Origin of the sequence: Limnohabitans sp. (assembly GCF_040400975.1) — a bacterium.
Lineage (GTDB): Bacteria > Pseudomonadota > Gammaproteobacteria > Burkholderiales > Burkholderiaceae_C > Limnohabitans_A.
Genome location: NZ_JBBAPF010000002.1, coordinates 137,195 through 153,376, shown reverse-complemented (window position 1 = coordinate 153,376; position 16,182 = coordinate 137,195). Strand labels below are relative to the sequence as shown.

Here is a 16,182-nt window from a genome sequence, read left to right as displayed (position 1 = left end):
GTTTAAACTGGTAAAAATTAGAAACGACCAGAGACATGTCAGAAATCGATCGCCTCTACCAATACAAAACCCTGCTTAGCGGCCGCAGGGCCATGTCGCGTGAAGACATCATGCAAATACTCGAGATCTCGCTGGCCACCTTCAAACGTGACCTAGCGAAGTTGCGGGACCAGTTGCACACCCCCATCGTTTTTGACCGCGATCTGGGTGGCTATCTTCTGGAGCAATCCGACAGCACTGAACTGCCGGGTCTTTGGTTCAGCCAGGACGAAATGCTGGCCCTCATGACCATCCAGAGCATGATCGAGCAACTCGAGCCCGGCCTGCTGGGTCCCAAGCTCAAGCCCTTTCAAAAACGGCTCGACGACATGCTGGCCAGCCAAGGGCTGGATACAGCTACTTTGACCCAGCGTGTGCGGGCTGTGCATGCAGGTAAACGTCGCCTGACCCTGACAAGTTTCGAGACTGTGGTTTTGCGGTCGATGCCGGTGATGCGGGCAATCTCGCGCTGGGGCGTGTTGCGCTCCAGCAGCGTGATGACGGTGGCGCGTTGGTTGGGTTTCAAGACATTCACTCCTTGGCCTTCCTTCGAGGAAGGCCAGAACATGCGTCCTGCCCACAGGTGCCGACGGTGTCGACGTTGAGACCCTGTCCCCGATCAATTCAGGTGGGGGAGTTTGAGGTGGCCATAAGTGGGGGAATTTGGGTGGCCATCAGGGGTTGATGTAGTGCGCCGATCGCACATGGATGATCCAGGGGTTGGGCAGTTTGAATCCCGGAGTGATCAATCCAGCCCCTAAAGCCATGGGCGCAAAGGGCTTGCAATACTCTTCCAGCTTGGGACCGGCAGCCTTGTGGATAGCCCCGGCCACGCCCGAGCCCAAACGCAAATTGGCATTCCCTCGCCGGTGGGAGTGGCCGCTCGCCACTGGAAGCTGTATGGCAGTGCAGCACGTAGCGATCACTCGGCCCGCAGCACCAATCCATAAAATCCGAAGTTTAACTTCCTGTTTTTTAAACTCAAATGTGCTATAGTTTCAGGTAGTTGAACTTCCTGGGATTTCCAATGATTGCGATGCTCCACACTGAACCCACTTCAGTCCACTCACGCCTGCGACAGCTCGGCTTGACCGATTCAGCCTTGCTGCGCGCGGTTATGGCTGGCTACATCGCCAAGACGAACTGCACCGAGAACCACCCCCCGCTGTTTCCGCCGATTGCGGCGTGGAGCGAAGCTGTCCGTACGCTACGTGACGTGCTCAAGCCCGAAGGCTGGACGCGCTTTAATGATCAGAACTCGCCAAAGACCGTGAGCCCAGACGGCTTGATTTCGATCATCGTCTCCACAGGTAATGAGGCAACTGGTATTCCCCATGAGGAACCTGCTACGACATCTTCGAAGGGGCCGAACACCGCGGGTGCAATCGAGATAAACCGCAGCATGCAGTTATACCTGCCAGGCATGGAGCTGCCGGTGCCGCTTCAAGACGAAGACGAGAAGGTGACGACTTGGATCTTGCTGGCACACCACGCCAAGAACGAGTTGCGTGCGGAGTTGTCATTGCCATTGGACGTCGGTAGCGACGGTCGCGTTTCCGTGTGGAAGGAACGGATCATCTTGCGCGCTCAGCCGCTCGACGGAGAGCAGGTGGTGATCACGCCCCCCGTTCAGCCAGACATCGATGTTACTGTTCGGCGTAAGGCATGAGCTACGGTGCAGAGTTCAACCCGCAGCGCCTAGGCCTTGCTCGACGACGTCGAGGTCTCACCAAAAGGAAGTTGGCAGAGCTAATTGGCGCAGACGTGCGGGCGGTAACGGCGTACGAGAGCGGGGAGTACAAGCCTGAAAGAGAACGGCTCCTCGCGTTAGCTGAGCAACTGCAATTCCCAGTGCAGTTTTTTGTTGGCACGGGCGTACATGAGCTGACTCCCGACGTAGTCAGTTTTCGATCGATGTCAAAGATGACCGCCGGTCAACGGGACGCAGCGCTGGGCGCTGGAGCGGTCGCCCTCATGCTGAACGAGTGGATCGAGCAGCGTTTCGAGTTGCCGGTGGCACAGCTGCCCGACCTGAGCCACGAGTCCAGCCCTACTGCGGCGGCAGCTGCACTGCGCCGCATTTGGGGTCTCGGCGAACTGCCGATCAAGAATATGATCCACCTACTGGAAGCGCGTGGCGTGCGGGTGTTCTCGCTGTCGCTAGACACGGCCCATGTAGACGCCTATTCCATGTGGCATGCGTCAACGCCGTTCGTGTTCCTCAACACGATGAAGTCTTGCGAGCGCAGCCGCTTCGATGCAGCCCATGAACTCGGCCACTTGGTACTTCATCGTCACGCTGGCCCGAAGGTCAAAGACGCAGAGCGCCAGGCTAACGAATTCGCTTCGGCGTTTCTCATGCCGGAAGGAAGCGTTTTGGCAAACGCGCCAGTCATGGCTACGGTCGACCAACTAATCTCGCACAAGGTGTTCTGGACAGTCTCTGTCGGAGCGCTTGCCTATAGGCTGAAAGACCTTAAGCTTGTCAACGATTGGCACTACAGAACGCTGTGCATCGAGATGGCGCAACGTGGCTATCAGAAGTCAGAGCCAAATGGCGCCCCCCGGGAGACCTCACAGATATTCCATAAGGTTTTCGCCGCCCTGCGAGAGGATGGCCTGACGCGCGCCAGTATCGCCGATCAACTCGCGGTACACGTCAATGAACTCGACGAATTGGTCTTCGGCTTGGCACTGACCGCGCTGGCAGGTGATGCAAATGCGCCGAGCCGCCCGAGACGGCCAGTGCTGGAAGTGATCGAGGGCGGGCGCGACTAGTCATGCATCATTCGGCACGTGTCGATGCAAATTTCGCCTAACTTCTTCGAGGTCGACCTTCGGCCGCCCGGCTGGCCAGATGACCCAGATCTGCGTCGTGCGGTCGACTGGTTCACTTCGTTTATGTCCGCTGATGAGTGGCGCTCCCGGCGCTTCTCTGCGCTTGAGCGTTTCCTCAACGCAGCAACATGCAGTCTTGCCGAGGATACCGCTGGTGTAGGCCGCTTCTTCTCTGCGGATGACCAGTTCGCCTGGTACCTATTTCTTGGGCAGGCGAACCTTGATCATCCGACCGTCTACGACTTCATGTTTGGTAGCCGTGTGTTGCCTATCCTCAGGTCGATTGGTCGCAGCCTCGACTTGTTGAAAGGGGTCGAAGGCATCGGTAACCGTGTTCAGCGAATGGTCGGCGCGGAGCGCGGGCAGCCAAACGGCGGGCTCTTCGAGCTTCTTGTAGCGGCTGCGTATCGCCGCGAAGGCGCCGAAGTACGATTTCTGCCAGAGCAACCTGGCGTCAGTAAGATGCACGATATGGACATTCTCATTCGAGGGCAGGAGTGGGCCGTCGAGTGCAAGCGCATGGAGCTTGGCGAGTACACCGAGAATGAACGATCTCGTGCGCGCGAGCTCTGGCTTCCTACTGCGCACGAGGTGAAACGTCGAGGGCTAAACGTGCTGGCTAACGTTCAGTTCGCGTCTGAACTAAATGACATCTCTCCAGAGTATCTTGCTCGCCACACGACTCAATGGATGTCTGCCGCCTCTTTTGGGCCTCATCGTTGGGAGGACAAGCACGGATCCGGTTCCATCGGGAAGCTGGACATGAGTCGGCTGAAGGCACTGCTCAAGACCGATGACGTCGCGTTGCACAGTTCCCGGATGATGGAATTGCTGACTGGTGAGTACAAACGGAACGCGAAGGTCATTCAGGTTCTGCTCGCCAGGATGGCGGAAAACCCGCTGTATGTCTCTGAGTGCGACCAAGCAATAGTACTCAACTGGGAAAGTCATAGTCCCGCTGCAATTGACGCAAAAGCCCGAGACATTCTGAAGCGTCTCGCTGATGGCGTGCGCCAGTTACCAGCCGACCGGCCTGGTGTAATTCACATCGGTCTCGAGGCAGTAGATGGTGATGATGTCGAGCGACTCAGATACGACAAGGTGGTCAGAACCATCACTAATTTTGACTCTCAGGGCAAGGAGCTTGCGTACGTTTATGTCCACTGGTTCGCTCCGGAAAGTTCTCCAACCAGGAGCGAAGCCTTTGATGAGACTTGCCATTGGGCTGGGCGACGACCAGGGCACTTTCGGCCGCTTCGCGATGAAATGCTTGTGCTGGCCTCAGACGTTGAAGTTCGAGACGGAGTCCATTGGGACGGTAAGACGCCGCCGGATTAGGGAATTCCCGTTGCGTGTTCTTGGCAAACCGCCAGTTCACCCACGCGCCACACACAAAAATCCTAATGTCTCGGCCGCTACGGCTACATACAGTCATTGGGGACTGCGGCGCCGACTGGATGCAACCAGCCTTTATCGAATGTTTGCGTGCAAAGTCTGCGTAAGGCAGTGCTCTGTTGCAGCTGGCACCCGCGCGGCACTCTAAAAAGCCCTACAACGCGTTTTTTCTGGACTCGCTGAGCTGAGTAGCTAGACCTTAATCAAAACAAACGTAGCGTTTTTTTCAAGCTGACCACAGCGCTAGCTGCGTATGCGCAGAGACAAAAAGCAATGCCGCATTGACACGATACGAGTGACATTGAAAGCAGATTGAATTGGGGGTGTTTGACTGCTCCGAAATCTATGAAAAGACTTCGAAAAATCTATGAGAAGTAGTAAACCCGGACCATACTACTTTGAACTAAAGAAAAAGCACCTAGAGTTTCCTCTAAGTGCTTGATTTCATTGGGAATTTTTTGGTGGGCGATGCAAGTTTCGAACTTGCGACCCCTGCAGTGTGAATGCAGTGCTCTACCCCTGAGCTAATCGCCCTGCGCTGTGTAGCGAAGACCGCGATTATGACATGAAAAAACGCCTGATTTGGCCCCAAAGATGCGAAAAAGCTGGGGCATGTGCGTGCTGATGGCTCAAGCCAATTGCAATTGACGCCATACGGTTTTGCCGCCGCTCGATTTGTCAAGTTGCAGCAAAACCTCCTCATGCGCAGTCAACTCTTGTGCATTCGCTGACAAAACGGGCAAGGCGAACTGACTCAAATCCAAGGGCATGGCCACGGTCTTGGCGTTGCTGGGGGCATCGCCCGCGTCGATCAACAAGGCTTCTTGGCCCCGCGTCATGTTGATGTAAACGTCGGCCAACAACTCGGCATCGAGCAAAGCGCCGTGCAAGGTGCGGCCAGAGTTGTCGACTTCAAGGCGGTCACACAGCGAGTCGAGGCTGTTGCGCTTGCCGGGGAACATTTCCTTGGCCATGGCCAGAGTGTCGATGACGTTGCTGACGTAGGCCTTGAGCGGCTTTTTGCCCGCACGCTCCAGCTCTTTGTTAAGAAAACCCACGTCAAAAGCCGCGTTGTGGATGATCAACTCCGCATCGGCGAGGTACTCGAGGATTTCGTCGGCCAGTTGCGCAAACTTGGGTTTGTCGCGCAAAAATTCGTTGCTGATGCCGTGCACCTTGAGCGCGTCTTCGTGGCTGTCTCGCTCGGGGTTGAAATAGAAATGCAGGTTTTTGCCCGTGAGCTTGCGGGCATACAGCTCCACACAACCGAGCTCGATGATGCGATCACCGCCCTCGGCCGACAGGCCTGTGGTTTCGGTGTCCAGAACGATTTGGCGCATTTTTTCCGCTCTGCCTGTTCAGTGGTTTTCTTTGGCGTGGTTGATGGTGTAGCGCGGGATCTCGATGACCAGATCGCTCTTGGCCACAAAAGCCTGGCAACTCAGGCGCGAGTTGGGCTCAATGCCCCAGGCTCGATCAAGCAGGTCTTCCTCGGTTTCTTCCATCTCATTGAGGCTCTTGAAACCCTCGCGCACCACTACATGGCAGGTGGTGCATGCGGCGCTCATGTCGCAGGCATGTTCGATGTTGATGTGGTTGTCGAGCAATGCTTCGCAAAGGCTGGTGCCTGCAGGCGCAGTGATCTCAGCGCCTTGGGGGCAATATTCGGGGTGGGGCAGTATTTTGATGACGGGCATAGGTGTCTTCTTTCGGGGCCAATCGGCTTTTACAAGGCCTGGATGTTTTGACCGGCCAGGGCTTTCTGGATGCTGTGGTTCATGCGCTCAGCGGCAAAGGCTTCGGTGCCCTTGGCCAATGCCTGGGTGCAGTCTTCCAATGCTTTGGCGTCTTGCTCGGTTTGAACAGCGGCTTGCAAGGTGGCCATCAGGGCGTCGATGCTGGCACGCTCAGCGGCGCTCAGCAATTGACCATCAGCCGCCAAGGCGCTGCGCGTGGCCAGCAGCATGCGGTCGGCGTCGACCCGCGCTTCCACCAAAGCACGGGCTTTCATGTCGGCTTGGGCGGTGGTGAAGCTTTCTTGCAGCATGGTGGCGATCTGGTCGTCGCTCAGGCCATACGAAGGCTTGACGTCGATGCGCGCCTCGACGCCACTGATTTGTTCTTTGGCCCCAACGTTCAGCAAGCCGTCGGCATCGACCGTGAAGGTCACGCGGATGCGGGCCGCGCCAGCGGCCATGGGCGGGATGCCACGCAACTCAAAGCGGGCCAGGCTGCGGCAGTCTTGCACCAGGTCGCGCTCGCCCTGCACCACATGCAGCGCCAGCGCGGTTTGGCCGTCTTGGTAGGTGGTGAAGTCCTGCGCCATGGCAGTGGGGATGGTCTGGTTGCGCGGGATGATGCGCTCAACCAAGCCCCCCATGGTCTCGATGCCCAGAGACAGCGGGATCACGTCGAGCAGCAGCAACTCGCCTGCGGCGTTGTTGCCTGCCAGCTGGTTGGCCTGAATGGCCGCGCCCAAAGCCACGACTTCGTCGGGGTTGAGGTTGTTGAGCGGTGCCTGACCAAAGAAATCGGCTACGGCCTGCTGAATTTGCGGCATGCGGGTGGAGCCGCCCACCATGACCACGCCTTGTACATCGTCTTTGGCCAGTTGCGCATCGCGCAGCGCTTTGCGCACGGCGGTGATGCAGCGGGCTGTCAGGGCCTGGGTGGCTTGTTCGAAATCTGCGCGGCTGAGCTGAGCCGACAAACTGCCGGTGGACAAGGCGGCATTGAGCGTGACTGCATCGGCGCTGCTGAGCGCTTCTTTGGCGGCACGTGCCGCTGCCTTGAGCACGGTTTTGTCTTCGGCCGTGGCCGCCTGCAAGCCGGGCTGCTGGGCCATGGCGAAGTCGGCCAAGGCTTGGTCGTAATCGTCGCCGCCCAAGGCCGAATCGCCACCCGTGGACAGCACCTCAAACACACCTTGCGTCAGGCGCAAGATGGAAATATCGAAAGTGCCACCACCCAAATCGAACACGGCGTAAACGCCTTCGCTCGCGTTGTCCAAACCATAAGCAATGGCCGCTGCGGTGGGTTCGTTGATCAGGCGCAGGACATTCAGGCCGGCCAATTGCGCGGCGTCTTTGGTGGCTTGGCGCTGGGCATCGTCAAAGTAAGCAGGCACGGTGATGACGGCGCCATACAGGTCGTCGTTGAAAGTGTCTTCGGCGCGGTAACGCAGGGTGGCTAGAATTTCGGCGCTCACTTCCACAGGCGATTTGGGGCCTTGCACCGTCTGGATGCTGAGCATGCCACCCTTCGCTGTGCCTTCGCTGGCGACGAACTCATAAGGCAGTTTGCTGCGGTCGGCGATGTCTTGCAGGCCACGCCCCATGAAGCGCTTGACCGAGGCGATGGTGTTGACTGGGTCAGATGCGGCAGACTGCACCGCGTCAAAACCGATCTGGCGACCCTGCCCCGGCATGAAGCGCACGACCGAGGGCAGGATCACTCGGCCATCGTCGTCGGGCAAACATTCGGACACGCCGTTGCGCACCGAGGCCACCAGCGAATGCGTGGTGCCCAAATCAATGCCCACCGCGATGCGGCGTTGGTGCGGGTCGGGCGACTGGCCCGGTTCAGAAATCTGCAGTAACGCCATGGTCAATCAGGGGAGGTCAGGTCAATCGGTCAAGTTTAGCGTTCACTTCTTGTGTGAAGCGCTCAATGAACATGAGCGCCCTCACCTGCCCCACAGCTTGCGCGGGGTCTTTGGCCACATCCAGTAAATCGCCCAGCGTTTGCTGCACACGGCGCTGCTCTGCAGCCACTTCGTCGGCCAGGGCCTCCAGGCCGTCGACTGACTCGGTGTCTTCCAGGCTTTCGCGCCATTCCATTTGCTGCATCAGGAATGCTGAGGGCATGGCGGTGTTGTTCTCGGCCTGCACGGGTGCACCTTGCAGCTCGCACAAATAAGCAGCGCGTTTGAGCGGGTCTTTGAGCCGCTGATAGGCCTCGTTGATGCGCACCGACCACTGCATGGCCACGCGCTGAGCAGCGGCACCTTCGGCGGCAAAGCGGTCAGGGTGGGCTTCGCGTTGCAGGGTCTTCCAGCGGGCATCCAGTTGAGCGCGGTCCTGTGCGTATTGCACGGGCACATCAAACAACTCAAAGTCGTTGGCTTGCAGTGAGATCACACGCGAAAACTCACACTCGGCTCACACGCGGAAAGATTCACCGCAACCGCAGCGGTCGCGCTCGTTGGGGTTGTTGAAGCGAAAGCCCTCGTTCAGGCCTTCGCGAACAAAGTCGAGCTCGGTGCCATCGATGTAGGCCAGGCTTTTCGGGTCCACCAACACCTTGACACCGTGGCCTTCAAAGACCACGTCTTCCGGGGCGATCTCGTCCACGTACTCGAGCTTGTAAGCCAAGCCTGAGCAACCCGTGGTCTTGACCCCCAGGCGCACACCGACACCCGAGCCACGTTTGGCCAGGTACCGGTTCACATGCCGCGCAGCAGCGGCTGACAGTGAGATGGCCATGTCAGTTCAGGTGTTTCTTTTTGTAGTCGTCCACGGCTGCCTTGATGGCGTCTTCGGCCAGGATGGAGCAGTGGATCTTGACGGGGGGCAGCGCCAGCTCTTCGGCAATCTGGCTGTTTTTCAAGGCCGCTGCTTCGTCCAGCGTTTTGCCCTTGACCCACTCGGTGACGAGTGAGCTGGATGCGATGGCCGAGCCGCAGCCGTAGGTCTTGAAGCGTGCGTCTTCGATCACACCGGTAGTCGGGTTGACCTTGATTTGCAGCTTCATCACGTCGCCGCAAGCAGGTGCGCCGACCATACCGGTGCCCACGCTGTCGTCGCCCTTGTCGAAGGAACCGACGTTGCGGGGATTTTCGTAGTGGTCAACCACTTTTTCAGAATATGCCATGGTGTTTTCTCCGTATTCAGTTCAATGTCAGCTCAGTGGGCAGCCCACTGGATGGTGCTCAGATCGATGCCATCTTTGTGCATTTCCCACAGGGGGCTCAAGTCGCGCAGCTTGGCCACGTTTTCGCGGATGGTTTTGATCGCGTAGTCGATGTCCTCTTCTGTGGACCAGCGGCCAATCGTCATGCGCAGGCTGCTGTGGGCCAGCTCGTCGCTGCGGCCCAGGGCGCGCAGCACATAGCTGGGCTCCAGGCTGGCCGAGGTGCAGGCCGAGCCAGACGAAACCGCCAGGCCCTTGATGCCCATGATGAGGGATTCGCCTTCGACGAAGTTGAAGCTCATGTTGATGTTGTGCGGCACGCGCTGGGTGGCGTGGCCGTTCAAAAACACCTGTTCCATGTCGCTCAGACCATTGATCAGGCGGTCGTGCAAAGCACGGGCCTTGGCGTTGTCCTGGGCCATTTCCAACTTGGCGATGCGGAAGGCCTCGCCCATGCCCACGCACTGGTGGGTGGGCAAAGTGCCCGAGCGCATGCCGCGCTCATGACCACCACCGTGCATTTGCGCTTCCAGGCGCACGCGGGGCTTGCGGCGCACATACAAAGCGCCAATCCCCTTGGGACCGTAGGTCTTGTGCGAGGCCAGGCTCATCAGGTCGATGGGCAGCTGGGCCATGTCGATCTCGACCTTGCCGGTGGCCTGGGCCGCATCGACGTGGAAGATGATGCCTTTTTCGCGGCACAGATTGCCAATCGCGGTCACATCCTGAATGACGCCGATTTCGTTGTTCACGAACATGACGCTGATGAGGATGGTGTCGGGTCGAATGGCGGCTTTCAAGGCGTCCATGTTCAATAGACCATCGGCCTGTACATCCAAATAAGTCACCTCAAAACCCTGGCGCTCCAGCTCGCGCATGGTGTCGAGCACGGCTTTGTGCTCGGTCTTGACGGTGATCAGGTGCTTGCCGCGTGACTTGTAAAAGTGCGCAGCGCCCTTGATGGCCAGGTTGTTCGATTCAGTAGCCCCGCTGGTCCAGACGATTTCGCGGGAGTCGGCGCCGATCAGGTCAGCCACTTGCTCGCGGGCTTTTTCGACGGCGGCTTCGGCTTCCCAGCCCCAAGCGTGGGTGCGCGAAGCGGGGTTGCCAAAGTGCTCACGCAACCAAGGGACGATGGCGTCCACCACACGTGGGTCGCAAGGGTTGGTGGCACCGTAGTCAAGGTAAATAGGGAAATGGGGTGTGGTCATGGTCTGGTCTTCTAGAAAATCAGGATTTGGCAAACATGTTGCCGAGGTCAAACACCGAATTGGGCACGTTCACGCGGATCGGCTGGCTGATCGGCATGGGGGCAATCGCACGCTTGAGGCTGGGTTTGTTCTCGACCACCAGGCCCTTGGCCAATTGGTCATCCACCAGCTTTTGCAGGGACACCGAATCGAGAAACTCGACCATTTTGGAGTTGAGTGAAGCCCACAGGTCGTGCGTCATGCAGCGACCATCGCCACCGTTGCAGTTTTCTTTGCCGCCGCAGTGGGTGGCGTCAATGGGCTCATCCACCGACAAGATGATGTCGGCCACGGTGATTTCAGTGGATTTTCGGCCCAGGGTGTAACCGCCGCCAGGGCCACGGGTGGACTCGACCAGGTTGTGGCGGCGCAGCTTGCCGAACAACTGCTCTAAATAAGACAGTGAAATCTGTTGGCGCTGGCTGATGGCGGCCAAAGTCACAGGACCGGCGTCTTGGCGCAAAGCCAAATCGATCATGGCGGTGACGGCGAAACGGCCTTTGGTGGTTAAACGCATGGCAGACTCCTGAAGTGTGTGGAAGCTCGGTCTGAGAATCGGCTGAGCGGGTTCCCGACTAAACGAGTCAAGTATACGACATACCCGATCAAATCACTCGGGTTATAGGGTTATGGAGCCAGCGCCTATGGAACCCCAACTCAAGCACGGATCAAAGGCAGGATGTTGTCTCCGCCCGTGGCGCCAAAGGCCTGCTCTTTCAGGATGGTCAGCTGATCACGCACTTGGGCGGCTTTTTCGAACTCCAAGTTGCGGGCGTGTTCCATCATTTGCTTTTCCAGCTGCTTGATGGCCTTGGCGACGTCTTTCTCGCTCATGTCTTCCACCTTGGCCCGCTTTAACGCGGCCTGCTCCAAGCGTTCAGCCTCTTTACCCGACTTTTCGCTGTACACGCCGTCAATCAGGTCCTTGACCTTTTTGACGATGCTCTTGGGCGTGATGCCCAGGGCCTCGTTGTGGGCGAGCTGCTTGATGCGTCGGCGCTCGGTCTCGCCCATGGCTTTTTTCATGGACTCGGTGATGCGGTCGGCGTACAAAATGGCGCGCCCGTTCAGGTTGCGCGCCGCGCGGCCAATGGTCTGGATCAGGCTGCGCTCAGCGCGCAAGAAGCCCTCCTTGTCAGCGTCCAGAATCGCCACGAGCGACACCTCGGGAATGTCCAAGCCCTCTCGCAACAGGTTGATGCCCACCAGCACGTCGAATGCACCCAGGCGCAGGTCACGCAAAATTTCCACCCGCTCCACCGTGTCCACATCGCTGTGCAAATAGCGCACTTTCACACCGTTGTCGCTCAGATAATCGGTCAGCTGCTCGGCCATTCGTTTGGTCAGCGTGGTGATCAGCACGCGCTCTTGCTTGTCCACCCGGATGCGGATTTCTTGCAGCACGTCGTCCACTTGGTGGGTGGCAGGCCTCACCTCGACCTGCGGATCCACCAGACCAGTGGGGCGCACCACCTGTTCGACAACTTTGCCAGCATGCGTTTTTTCGTAATCGGCGGGCGTGGCCGAGACGAAGATGCACTGGCGCATGCGCTTTTCAAACTCTTCAAATTTGAGCGGCCGGTTGTCCAAGGCGCTGGGCAGGCGAAAGCCGTATTCCACCAGCGTGGTTTTGCGGGCCTTGTCGCCGTTGTACATGGCGTTGAGCTGGCCGATCATCTGATGGCTCTCGTCCAGAAACATGATCGCGTCGGGCGGCATGTAGTCGGTCAGCGTGCTGGGTGCATCACCCGGGGCTGCGCCCGACAAATGTCGGGTGTAGTTTTCAATGCCTTTGCAATGGCCCACTTCGGACAGCATCTCAAGGTCAAAGCGGGTGCGCTGCTCCAAACGTTGCGCCTCCACCAACTTGCCCATGCCTACGAGTTCTTTCAAGCGCTGGGCCAGCTCCACCTTGATGGTCTCTACCGCCGCCAAAACCTTGTCACGTGGCGTGACGTAATGGCTGGATGGGTAGACCGTGAAGCGCGGAATTTTCTGGCGGATGCGCCCGGTGAGTGGGTCAAAAAGCTGCAGGCTCTCGATCTCGTCGTCAAACAGCTCAATGCGGATGGCCAGTTCAGAATGCTCGGCCGGGAACACATCGATGGTGTCGCCCCGAACCCGGAACTTACCCCGTGAAAACTCCATGTCGTTGCGCTGGTACTGCATGCGGATCAGCTGGGAGATCACATCGCGCTGGCCCAGCTTGTCGCCGGTGCGCAGCGTCATGATCATGCGGTGGTAGCTCTCGGGCTCGCCGATGCCGTAAATGGCCGACACGGTGGCCACGATCACCACATCGCGCCGCTCCATGATGCTTTTGGTGCATGACAGCCGCATCTGCTCGATGTGTTCGTTGATCGCCGAGTCTTTTTCAATGAACAAATCTCGCTGGGGCACATAGGCCTCGGGCTGGTAGTAGTCGTAGTAGCTGACGAAATACTCGACCGCGTTCTTGGGGAAGAACTCGCGGAACTCGCTGTACAGCTGCGCGGCCAGCGTCTTGTTGGGCGCAAACACAATCGCGGGCCGCCCCAGCTGGGCGATCACATTGGCCATGGTGAAGGTCTTGCCCGAGCCGGTCACGCCCAACAGGGTCTGAAACACCTCGCCGTCACTGACACCCTCGACCAACTGCTCAATCGCTACAGGCTGGTCGCCTGCGGGCGGATAAGGCTGGTAAAGCTCAAACGGCGAACCGGGGTAGCTGACAAAACTTCCTGTAGCGTAGGGATCCGCATCCGGGTTCGCATCTGCGATAGAAATGGGAGACAAGTTGGACATCTTTTCAAATCAGCCGCTGATGAAATCAGCGACAAAGGCCCGTTAAAATCAGGGGAAACCCGAAAGCCTAACCGAGGATCGGGTTTTCTGCCACCCATGAACACAATCCAAGGACTTTCCATGTCTCTGTTTTCCGCCGTCGAAATGGCCCCCCGCGACCCTATTTTGGGTCTGAACGAGCAATTCAATGCCGACACCAACCCCAACAAGGTCAACCTGGGCGTGGGCGTGTATTTCGACGACAACGGCAAACTGCCACTGCTGCAATGCGTGCAAGCGGCCGAAAAAACCATGATGGCCACGCCTTCTGCACGTGGCTACCTGCCGATTGACGGCATCGTGGCCTATGACAACGCTGTCAAAGCGCTGGTGTTTGGTGCCGAATCGGACGTGGTGAAGTCGGGCCGCGTGTCCACCGTGCAGGCCATTGGCGGCACGGGTGGCCTGAAAATCGGCGCCGACTTCCTGAAAAAAGTCAGCCCCAACGCCAAAGTGCTGATCTCTGACCCCAGCTGGGAAAACCACCGCGCCATCTTCGTGAATGCCGGTTTTGAAGTCGGCACTTACGCTTATTACGACGCCGAAAAACGCGGCGTCAACTTTGAAGGCATGCTGGCCAGCCTGAACGCTGCCGCCCCTGGCACCATCGTGGTGCTGCACGCTTGCTGCCACAACCCGACCGGCTACGACATCACCGATGCACAGTGGGCCCAAGTTATTGCCGTAGTGAAAGCCAAGGGCTTGACCGCTTTCCTCGACATGGCTTACCAGGGCTTTGGCCACGGCATTGCCGAAGACGGCGCGGTCATCGCCAAGTTTGTGGCGGCGGGTCTGAACATCTTTGTGTCCACCTCTTTCTCCAAGAGTTTCAGCCTGTACGGCGAGCGCGTGGGCGCCTTGTCGGTGGTGGCCAACGACAAGGAAGAGGCTTCCCGCGTGCTGAGCCAACTCAAAATCGCGATCCGTACCAATTACTCCAACCCACCCATCCACGGCGGTGCGGTGGTGGCGGCCGTGCTGAACAACCCCGAGCTGCGTGCCTTGTGGGAAAAAGAGTTGGGCGAAATGCGCGTGCGCATCAAGGCCATGCGCCAAAAACTGGTGGACAGCCTCAAAGCCGCTGGCGTGCAACAAGACATGTCTTTCATCACCACCCAAATCGGCATGTTCAGCTACTCGGGCCTGACCAAAGACCAAATGGTGCGCCTGCGCAGCGAGTTTGGTGTTTACGGCACCGATACAGGCCGCATGTGCGTGGCGGCGCTCAACAGCAAAAACATCGACTACGTGTGCGCTGCCATCGCCAAAGTCGTCTGATTTGATGTCCATCAAGGCTGACCTTCAGCTTGCGACCGCCCCTGACGGGGCGGTTTCTTTTTGGTCGGTCCGGGATGTGACTGCTGATTAGGGTACGGACTCAAAAAATACCCAAGGGTCTCCTGTAGTATTGCTGCACCGCATCATTTTGTTGCAAGGAAAACTGTCACATGCTTTACCAGATCTTCGAAACGCAACGCTCGATCATGGAACCTTTTTCCGATCTGGCGCAAGCAGCGGCCAAGCTGTACAGCAACCCCTTGAACCCCATGGCGCAAACGCCTTTGGCCCAACGCGTGTCGGCGGGTTACGCCCTGATGCACCGCTTGGGCAAAGACTACGAAAAGCCCGAATTTGGCATCAAGACCGTCAAGGTCAATCGGGTCGATGTGGCCATTCATGAGCGCATCGAGATCGACAAGCCTTTTTGCGAGCTGCGCCGTTTCAAGCGTTTCTCGGACGACGCGGCCACATTGACTCTGCTCAAGTCGCAACCCGTGGTGCTGATCGTGGCGCCTTTGTCGGGCCACTACGCCACCTTGCTGCGCGACACCGTCAAAACCATGCTGCAAGACCACAAGGTCTACATCACCGATTGGAAAAATGCCCGCCTGGTGCCTTTGTCGGACGGTGAGTTCCACCTGGACGACTACATCAATTACGTGCAAGAGTTCATTCGCCACCTGCAAGCCACCTATGGCCATTGCCATGTGGTCAGTGTTTGTCAGCCCACGGTGCCGGTCTTGGCCGCCGTGTCCCTGATGGCCAGCCGTGGCGAGAAGACCCCGCTGACCATGACCATGATGGGCGGCCCCATCGATGCGCGCAAGTCGCCCACCTCGGTCAACAACCTGGCCACCAACAAGAGTTTTGAGTGGTTTGAGAACAACGTGATTTACCGCGTACCGCCGAACTTCCCAGGTGCTGGTCGACGTGTTTATCCCGGCTTTTTGCAATACACCGGCTTCGTGGCCATGAACCCCGACCGCCACGCCAACAGCCACTACGATTACTTCAAAGACCTGATCAAGGGTGACGACGCCAGCGCCGAAGCCCACCGCAAGTTCTACGACGAGTACAACGCCGTTTTGGACATGGACGCCGATTACTACCTGGAGACCATCCAGACGGTGTTCCAAGACTTCAAACTGGTCAACGGCACTTGGGACGTCAAAGGCGTCGACGGCAAAGTCGAGCGCGTGCGCCCTCAAGACATCAAGGGTACGGCCCTGATGACCGTGGAAGGCGAGCTGGACGATATCTCTGGCTCTGGCCAAACCCGTGCTGCACAAGACTTGTGCAGCGGTGTGCCCGCCAGTGAGCGCAAGCACTTGGAGGTGGAGGGTGCGGGTCACTATGGCATCTTCAGTGGCCGCCGCTGGCGCGACATGGTTTACCCACAACTGGTCAAGTTCATCTTGAACCATCCGCCCAAAACGGCCAGCAAAGCGCCCAACAAAGCGCCTGCGATCGTTCAGCCTAAGACTGCAGCAAAAGCCGCGCCGAAAACCGTGACAAAGCCGGTGGCGAAGGCCGCCAACAAGACTGAAACCCAAACGCCGGTTCAAGCCCCGGTCAAAGCCGCCGCGAAATCCAAAGCGACGGTCAAAACCACATGGGTCCAACCCGGCAAAAAAGCTTGAGGCCC

General features: G+C 58.2%; 16 protein-coding genes and 1 tRNA gene. 6 read left to right on the top strand and 11 right to left on the bottom strand.

The genetic code is table 11. From position 1 onward, the window contains the following. Positions 1-35: 35 nt before the first annotated feature. Positions 36-644 (top strand): helix-turn-helix transcriptional regulator, encoded by a 609-nt coding sequence (locus tag ABWQ00_RS02670; RefSeq protein ID WP_353237220.1) that lies wholly within the window; start codon positions 36-38, stop codon positions 642-644. A 69-nt stretch (positions 645-713) separates the two neighbouring features. Here ABWQ00_RS02670 and ABWQ00_RS02665 read toward each other — a convergent pair whose 3' ends face one another. Beyond that, positions 714-890 (bottom strand): macro domain-containing protein, encoded by a 177-nt coding sequence (locus ABWQ00_RS02665; protein ID WP_353237114.1) that lies wholly within the window; start codon positions 888-890, stop codon positions 714-716. 176 nt (positions 891-1,066) lie between these two features. Here ABWQ00_RS02665 and ABWQ00_RS02660 point away from each other — a divergent pair, with 176 nt between their 5' ends. From ABWQ00_RS02660 to ABWQ00_RS02650, 3 genes are read left to right on the top strand one after another with little or no spacing between them, the layout of a single operon-like run. After that, on the top strand, positions 1,067-1,708 hold the full coding sequence (locus ABWQ00_RS02660; RefSeq protein WP_353237113.1) for a hypothetical protein: 642 nt from the start codon (positions 1,067-1,069) through the stop codon (positions 1,706-1,708). Further along, positions 1,705-2,817, top strand: a complete 1,113-nt coding sequence (locus tag ABWQ00_RS02655; RefSeq protein ID WP_353237112.1) for an ImmA/IrrE family metallo-endopeptidase — start codon at positions 1,705-1,707, stop codon at positions 2,815-2,817. The genes ABWQ00_RS02660 and ABWQ00_RS02655 overlap by 4 nt, the downstream gene beginning before the upstream one ends. Before the next feature lie 24 nt (positions 2,818-2,841). Further along, positions 2,842-4,215, top strand: coding sequence for a hypothetical protein (locus ABWQ00_RS02650; protein WP_353237111.1), 1,374 nt, complete (start codon positions 2,842-2,844; stop codon positions 4,213-4,215). 516 nt (positions 4,216-4,731) lie between these two features. Here ABWQ00_RS02650 and ABWQ00_RS02645 read toward each other — a convergent pair. From ABWQ00_RS02645 to uvrB, 10 genes are all read right to left on the bottom strand, one after another. Next, positions 4,732-4,806: transfer RNA gene (locus ABWQ00_RS02645), tRNA-Val, on the bottom strand. 95 nt (positions 4,807-4,901) lie between these two features. Continuing rightward, a complete protein-coding gene (gene dnaQ, locus ABWQ00_RS02640; RefSeq protein WP_353237110.1) occupies positions 4,902-5,612 on the bottom strand; it encodes a DNA polymerase III subunit epsilon in 711 nt (236 codons plus the stop codon). Between the two features lie 18 nt (positions 5,613-5,630). Then, the gene (fdx, locus tag ABWQ00_RS02635) at positions 5,631-5,969 is read right to left on the bottom strand and encodes an ISC system 2Fe-2S type ferredoxin (RefSeq protein WP_353237109.1); all 339 of its coding nucleotides are present in this window, start codon (positions 5,967-5,969) and stop codon (positions 5,631-5,633) included. Between the two features lie 29 nt (positions 5,970-5,998). After that, positions 5,999-7,876 carry a Fe-S protein assembly chaperone HscA gene (gene hscA, locus ABWQ00_RS02630; protein WP_353237108.1) on the bottom strand — a complete coding sequence of 626 codons (1,878 nt, stop codon included), beginning with the start codon at positions 7,874-7,876 and terminating at the stop codon, positions 5,999-6,001. A gap of 16 nt (positions 7,877-7,892) precedes the next feature. Further along, positions 7,893-8,408 carry a Fe-S protein assembly co-chaperone HscB gene (gene hscB, locus ABWQ00_RS02625; protein WP_353237217.1) on the bottom strand — a complete coding sequence of 172 codons (516 nt, stop codon included), beginning with the start codon at positions 8,406-8,408 and terminating at the stop codon, positions 7,893-7,895. 24 nt (positions 8,409-8,432) lie between these two features. Further along, positions 8,433-8,756 (bottom strand): iron-sulfur cluster assembly protein IscA, encoded by a 324-nt coding sequence (iscA, locus tag ABWQ00_RS02620; RefSeq protein ID WP_353237107.1) that lies wholly within the window; start codon positions 8,754-8,756, stop codon positions 8,433-8,435. Between the two features lies 1 nt (position 8,757). Beyond that, complete coding sequence (iscU, locus tag ABWQ00_RS02615; protein ID WP_062405706.1) at positions 8,758-9,144, bottom strand: Fe-S cluster assembly scaffold IscU; 387 nt, start codon at positions 9,142-9,144, stop codon at positions 8,758-8,760. A gap of 32 nt (positions 9,145-9,176) precedes the next feature. Next, on the bottom strand, positions 9,177-10,394 hold the full coding sequence (locus ABWQ00_RS02610; RefSeq protein WP_353237106.1) for an IscS subfamily cysteine desulfurase: 1,218 nt from the start codon (positions 10,392-10,394) through the stop codon (positions 9,177-9,179). A 19-nt stretch (positions 10,395-10,413) separates the two neighbouring features. Then, a complete protein-coding gene (gene iscR, locus ABWQ00_RS02605; RefSeq protein WP_089953845.1) occupies positions 10,414-10,950 on the bottom strand; it encodes a Fe-S cluster assembly transcriptional regulator IscR in 537 nt (178 codons plus the stop codon). Between the two features lie 140 nt (positions 10,951-11,090). Then, on the bottom strand, positions 11,091-13,217 hold the full coding sequence (uvrB, locus tag ABWQ00_RS02600) for an excinuclease ABC subunit UvrB (protein ID WP_353237105.1): 2,127 nt from the start codon (positions 13,215-13,217) through the stop codon (positions 11,091-11,093). A gap of 120 nt (positions 13,218-13,337) precedes the next feature. Here uvrB and ABWQ00_RS02595 point away from each other — a divergent pair, with 120 nt between their 5' ends. Both ABWQ00_RS02595 and phaZ read left to right on the top strand, forming a co-directional pair. Continuing rightward, positions 13,338-14,534 (top strand): amino acid aminotransferase, encoded by a 1,197-nt coding sequence (locus tag ABWQ00_RS02595; RefSeq protein ID WP_353237104.1) that lies wholly within the window; start codon positions 13,338-13,340, stop codon positions 14,532-14,534. A 170-nt stretch (positions 14,535-14,704) separates the two neighbouring features. Next, positions 14,705-16,177, top strand: a complete 1,473-nt coding sequence (gene phaZ, locus ABWQ00_RS02590) for a polyhydroxyalkanoate depolymerase (RefSeq protein ID WP_353237103.1) — start codon at positions 14,705-14,707, stop codon at positions 16,175-16,177. The last annotated feature ends 5 nt before the right edge of the window (positions 16,178-16,182 follow it).

Excerpts from the sequence above, each read along its gene's own strand:
- ABWQ00_RS02670 (WP_353237220.1), top strand. The coding sequence starts at position 36 with ATGTCAGAAATCGATCGCCTCTACCAATACAAAACCCTGCTTAGCGGC.
- ABWQ00_RS02660 (WP_353237113.1), top strand. The coding sequence starts at position 1,067 with ATGATTGCGATGCTCCACACTGAACCCACTTCAGTCCACTCACGCCTG.
- ABWQ00_RS02655 (WP_353237112.1), top strand. The coding sequence starts at position 1,705 with ATGAGCTACGGTGCAGAGTTCAACCCGCAGCGCCTAGGCCTTGCTCGA.
- ABWQ00_RS02650 (WP_353237111.1), top strand. The coding sequence starts at position 2,842 with ATGCAAATTTCGCCTAACTTCTTCGAGGTCGACCTTCGGCCGCCCGGC.
- dnaQ (WP_353237110.1), bottom strand. The coding sequence starts at position 5,612 with ATGCGCCAAATCGTTCTGGACACCGAAACCACAGGCCTGTCGGCCGAG.
- fdx (WP_353237109.1), bottom strand. The coding sequence starts at position 5,969 with ATGCCCGTCATCAAAATACTGCCCCACCCCGAATATTGCCCCCAAGGC.
- hscA (WP_353237108.1), bottom strand. The coding sequence starts at position 7,876 with ATGGCGTTACTGCAGATTTCTGAACCGGGCCAGTCGCCCGACCCGCAC.
- iscA (WP_353237107.1), bottom strand. The coding sequence starts at position 8,756 with ATGGCCATCTCACTGTCAGCCGCTGCTGCGCGGCATGTGAACCGGTAC.
- iscU (WP_062405706.1), bottom strand. The coding sequence starts at position 9,144 with ATGGCATATTCTGAAAAAGTGGTTGACCACTACGAAAATCCCCGCAAC.
- ABWQ00_RS02610 (WP_353237106.1), bottom strand. The coding sequence starts at position 10,394 with ATGACCACACCCCATTTCCCTATTTACCTTGACTACGGTGCCACCAAC.
- iscR (WP_089953845.1), bottom strand. The coding sequence starts at position 10,950 with ATGCGTTTAACCACCAAAGGCCGTTTCGCCGTCACCGCCATGATCGAT.
- uvrB (WP_353237105.1), bottom strand. The coding sequence starts at position 13,217 with ATGTCCAACTTGTCTCCCATTTCTATCGCAGATGCGAACCCGGATGCG.
- ABWQ00_RS02595 (WP_353237104.1), top strand. The coding sequence starts at position 13,338 with ATGTCTCTGTTTTCCGCCGTCGAAATGGCCCCCCGCGACCCTATTTTG.
- phaZ (WP_353237103.1), top strand. The coding sequence starts at position 14,705 with ATGCTTTACCAGATCTTCGAAACGCAACGCTCGATCATGGAACCTTTT.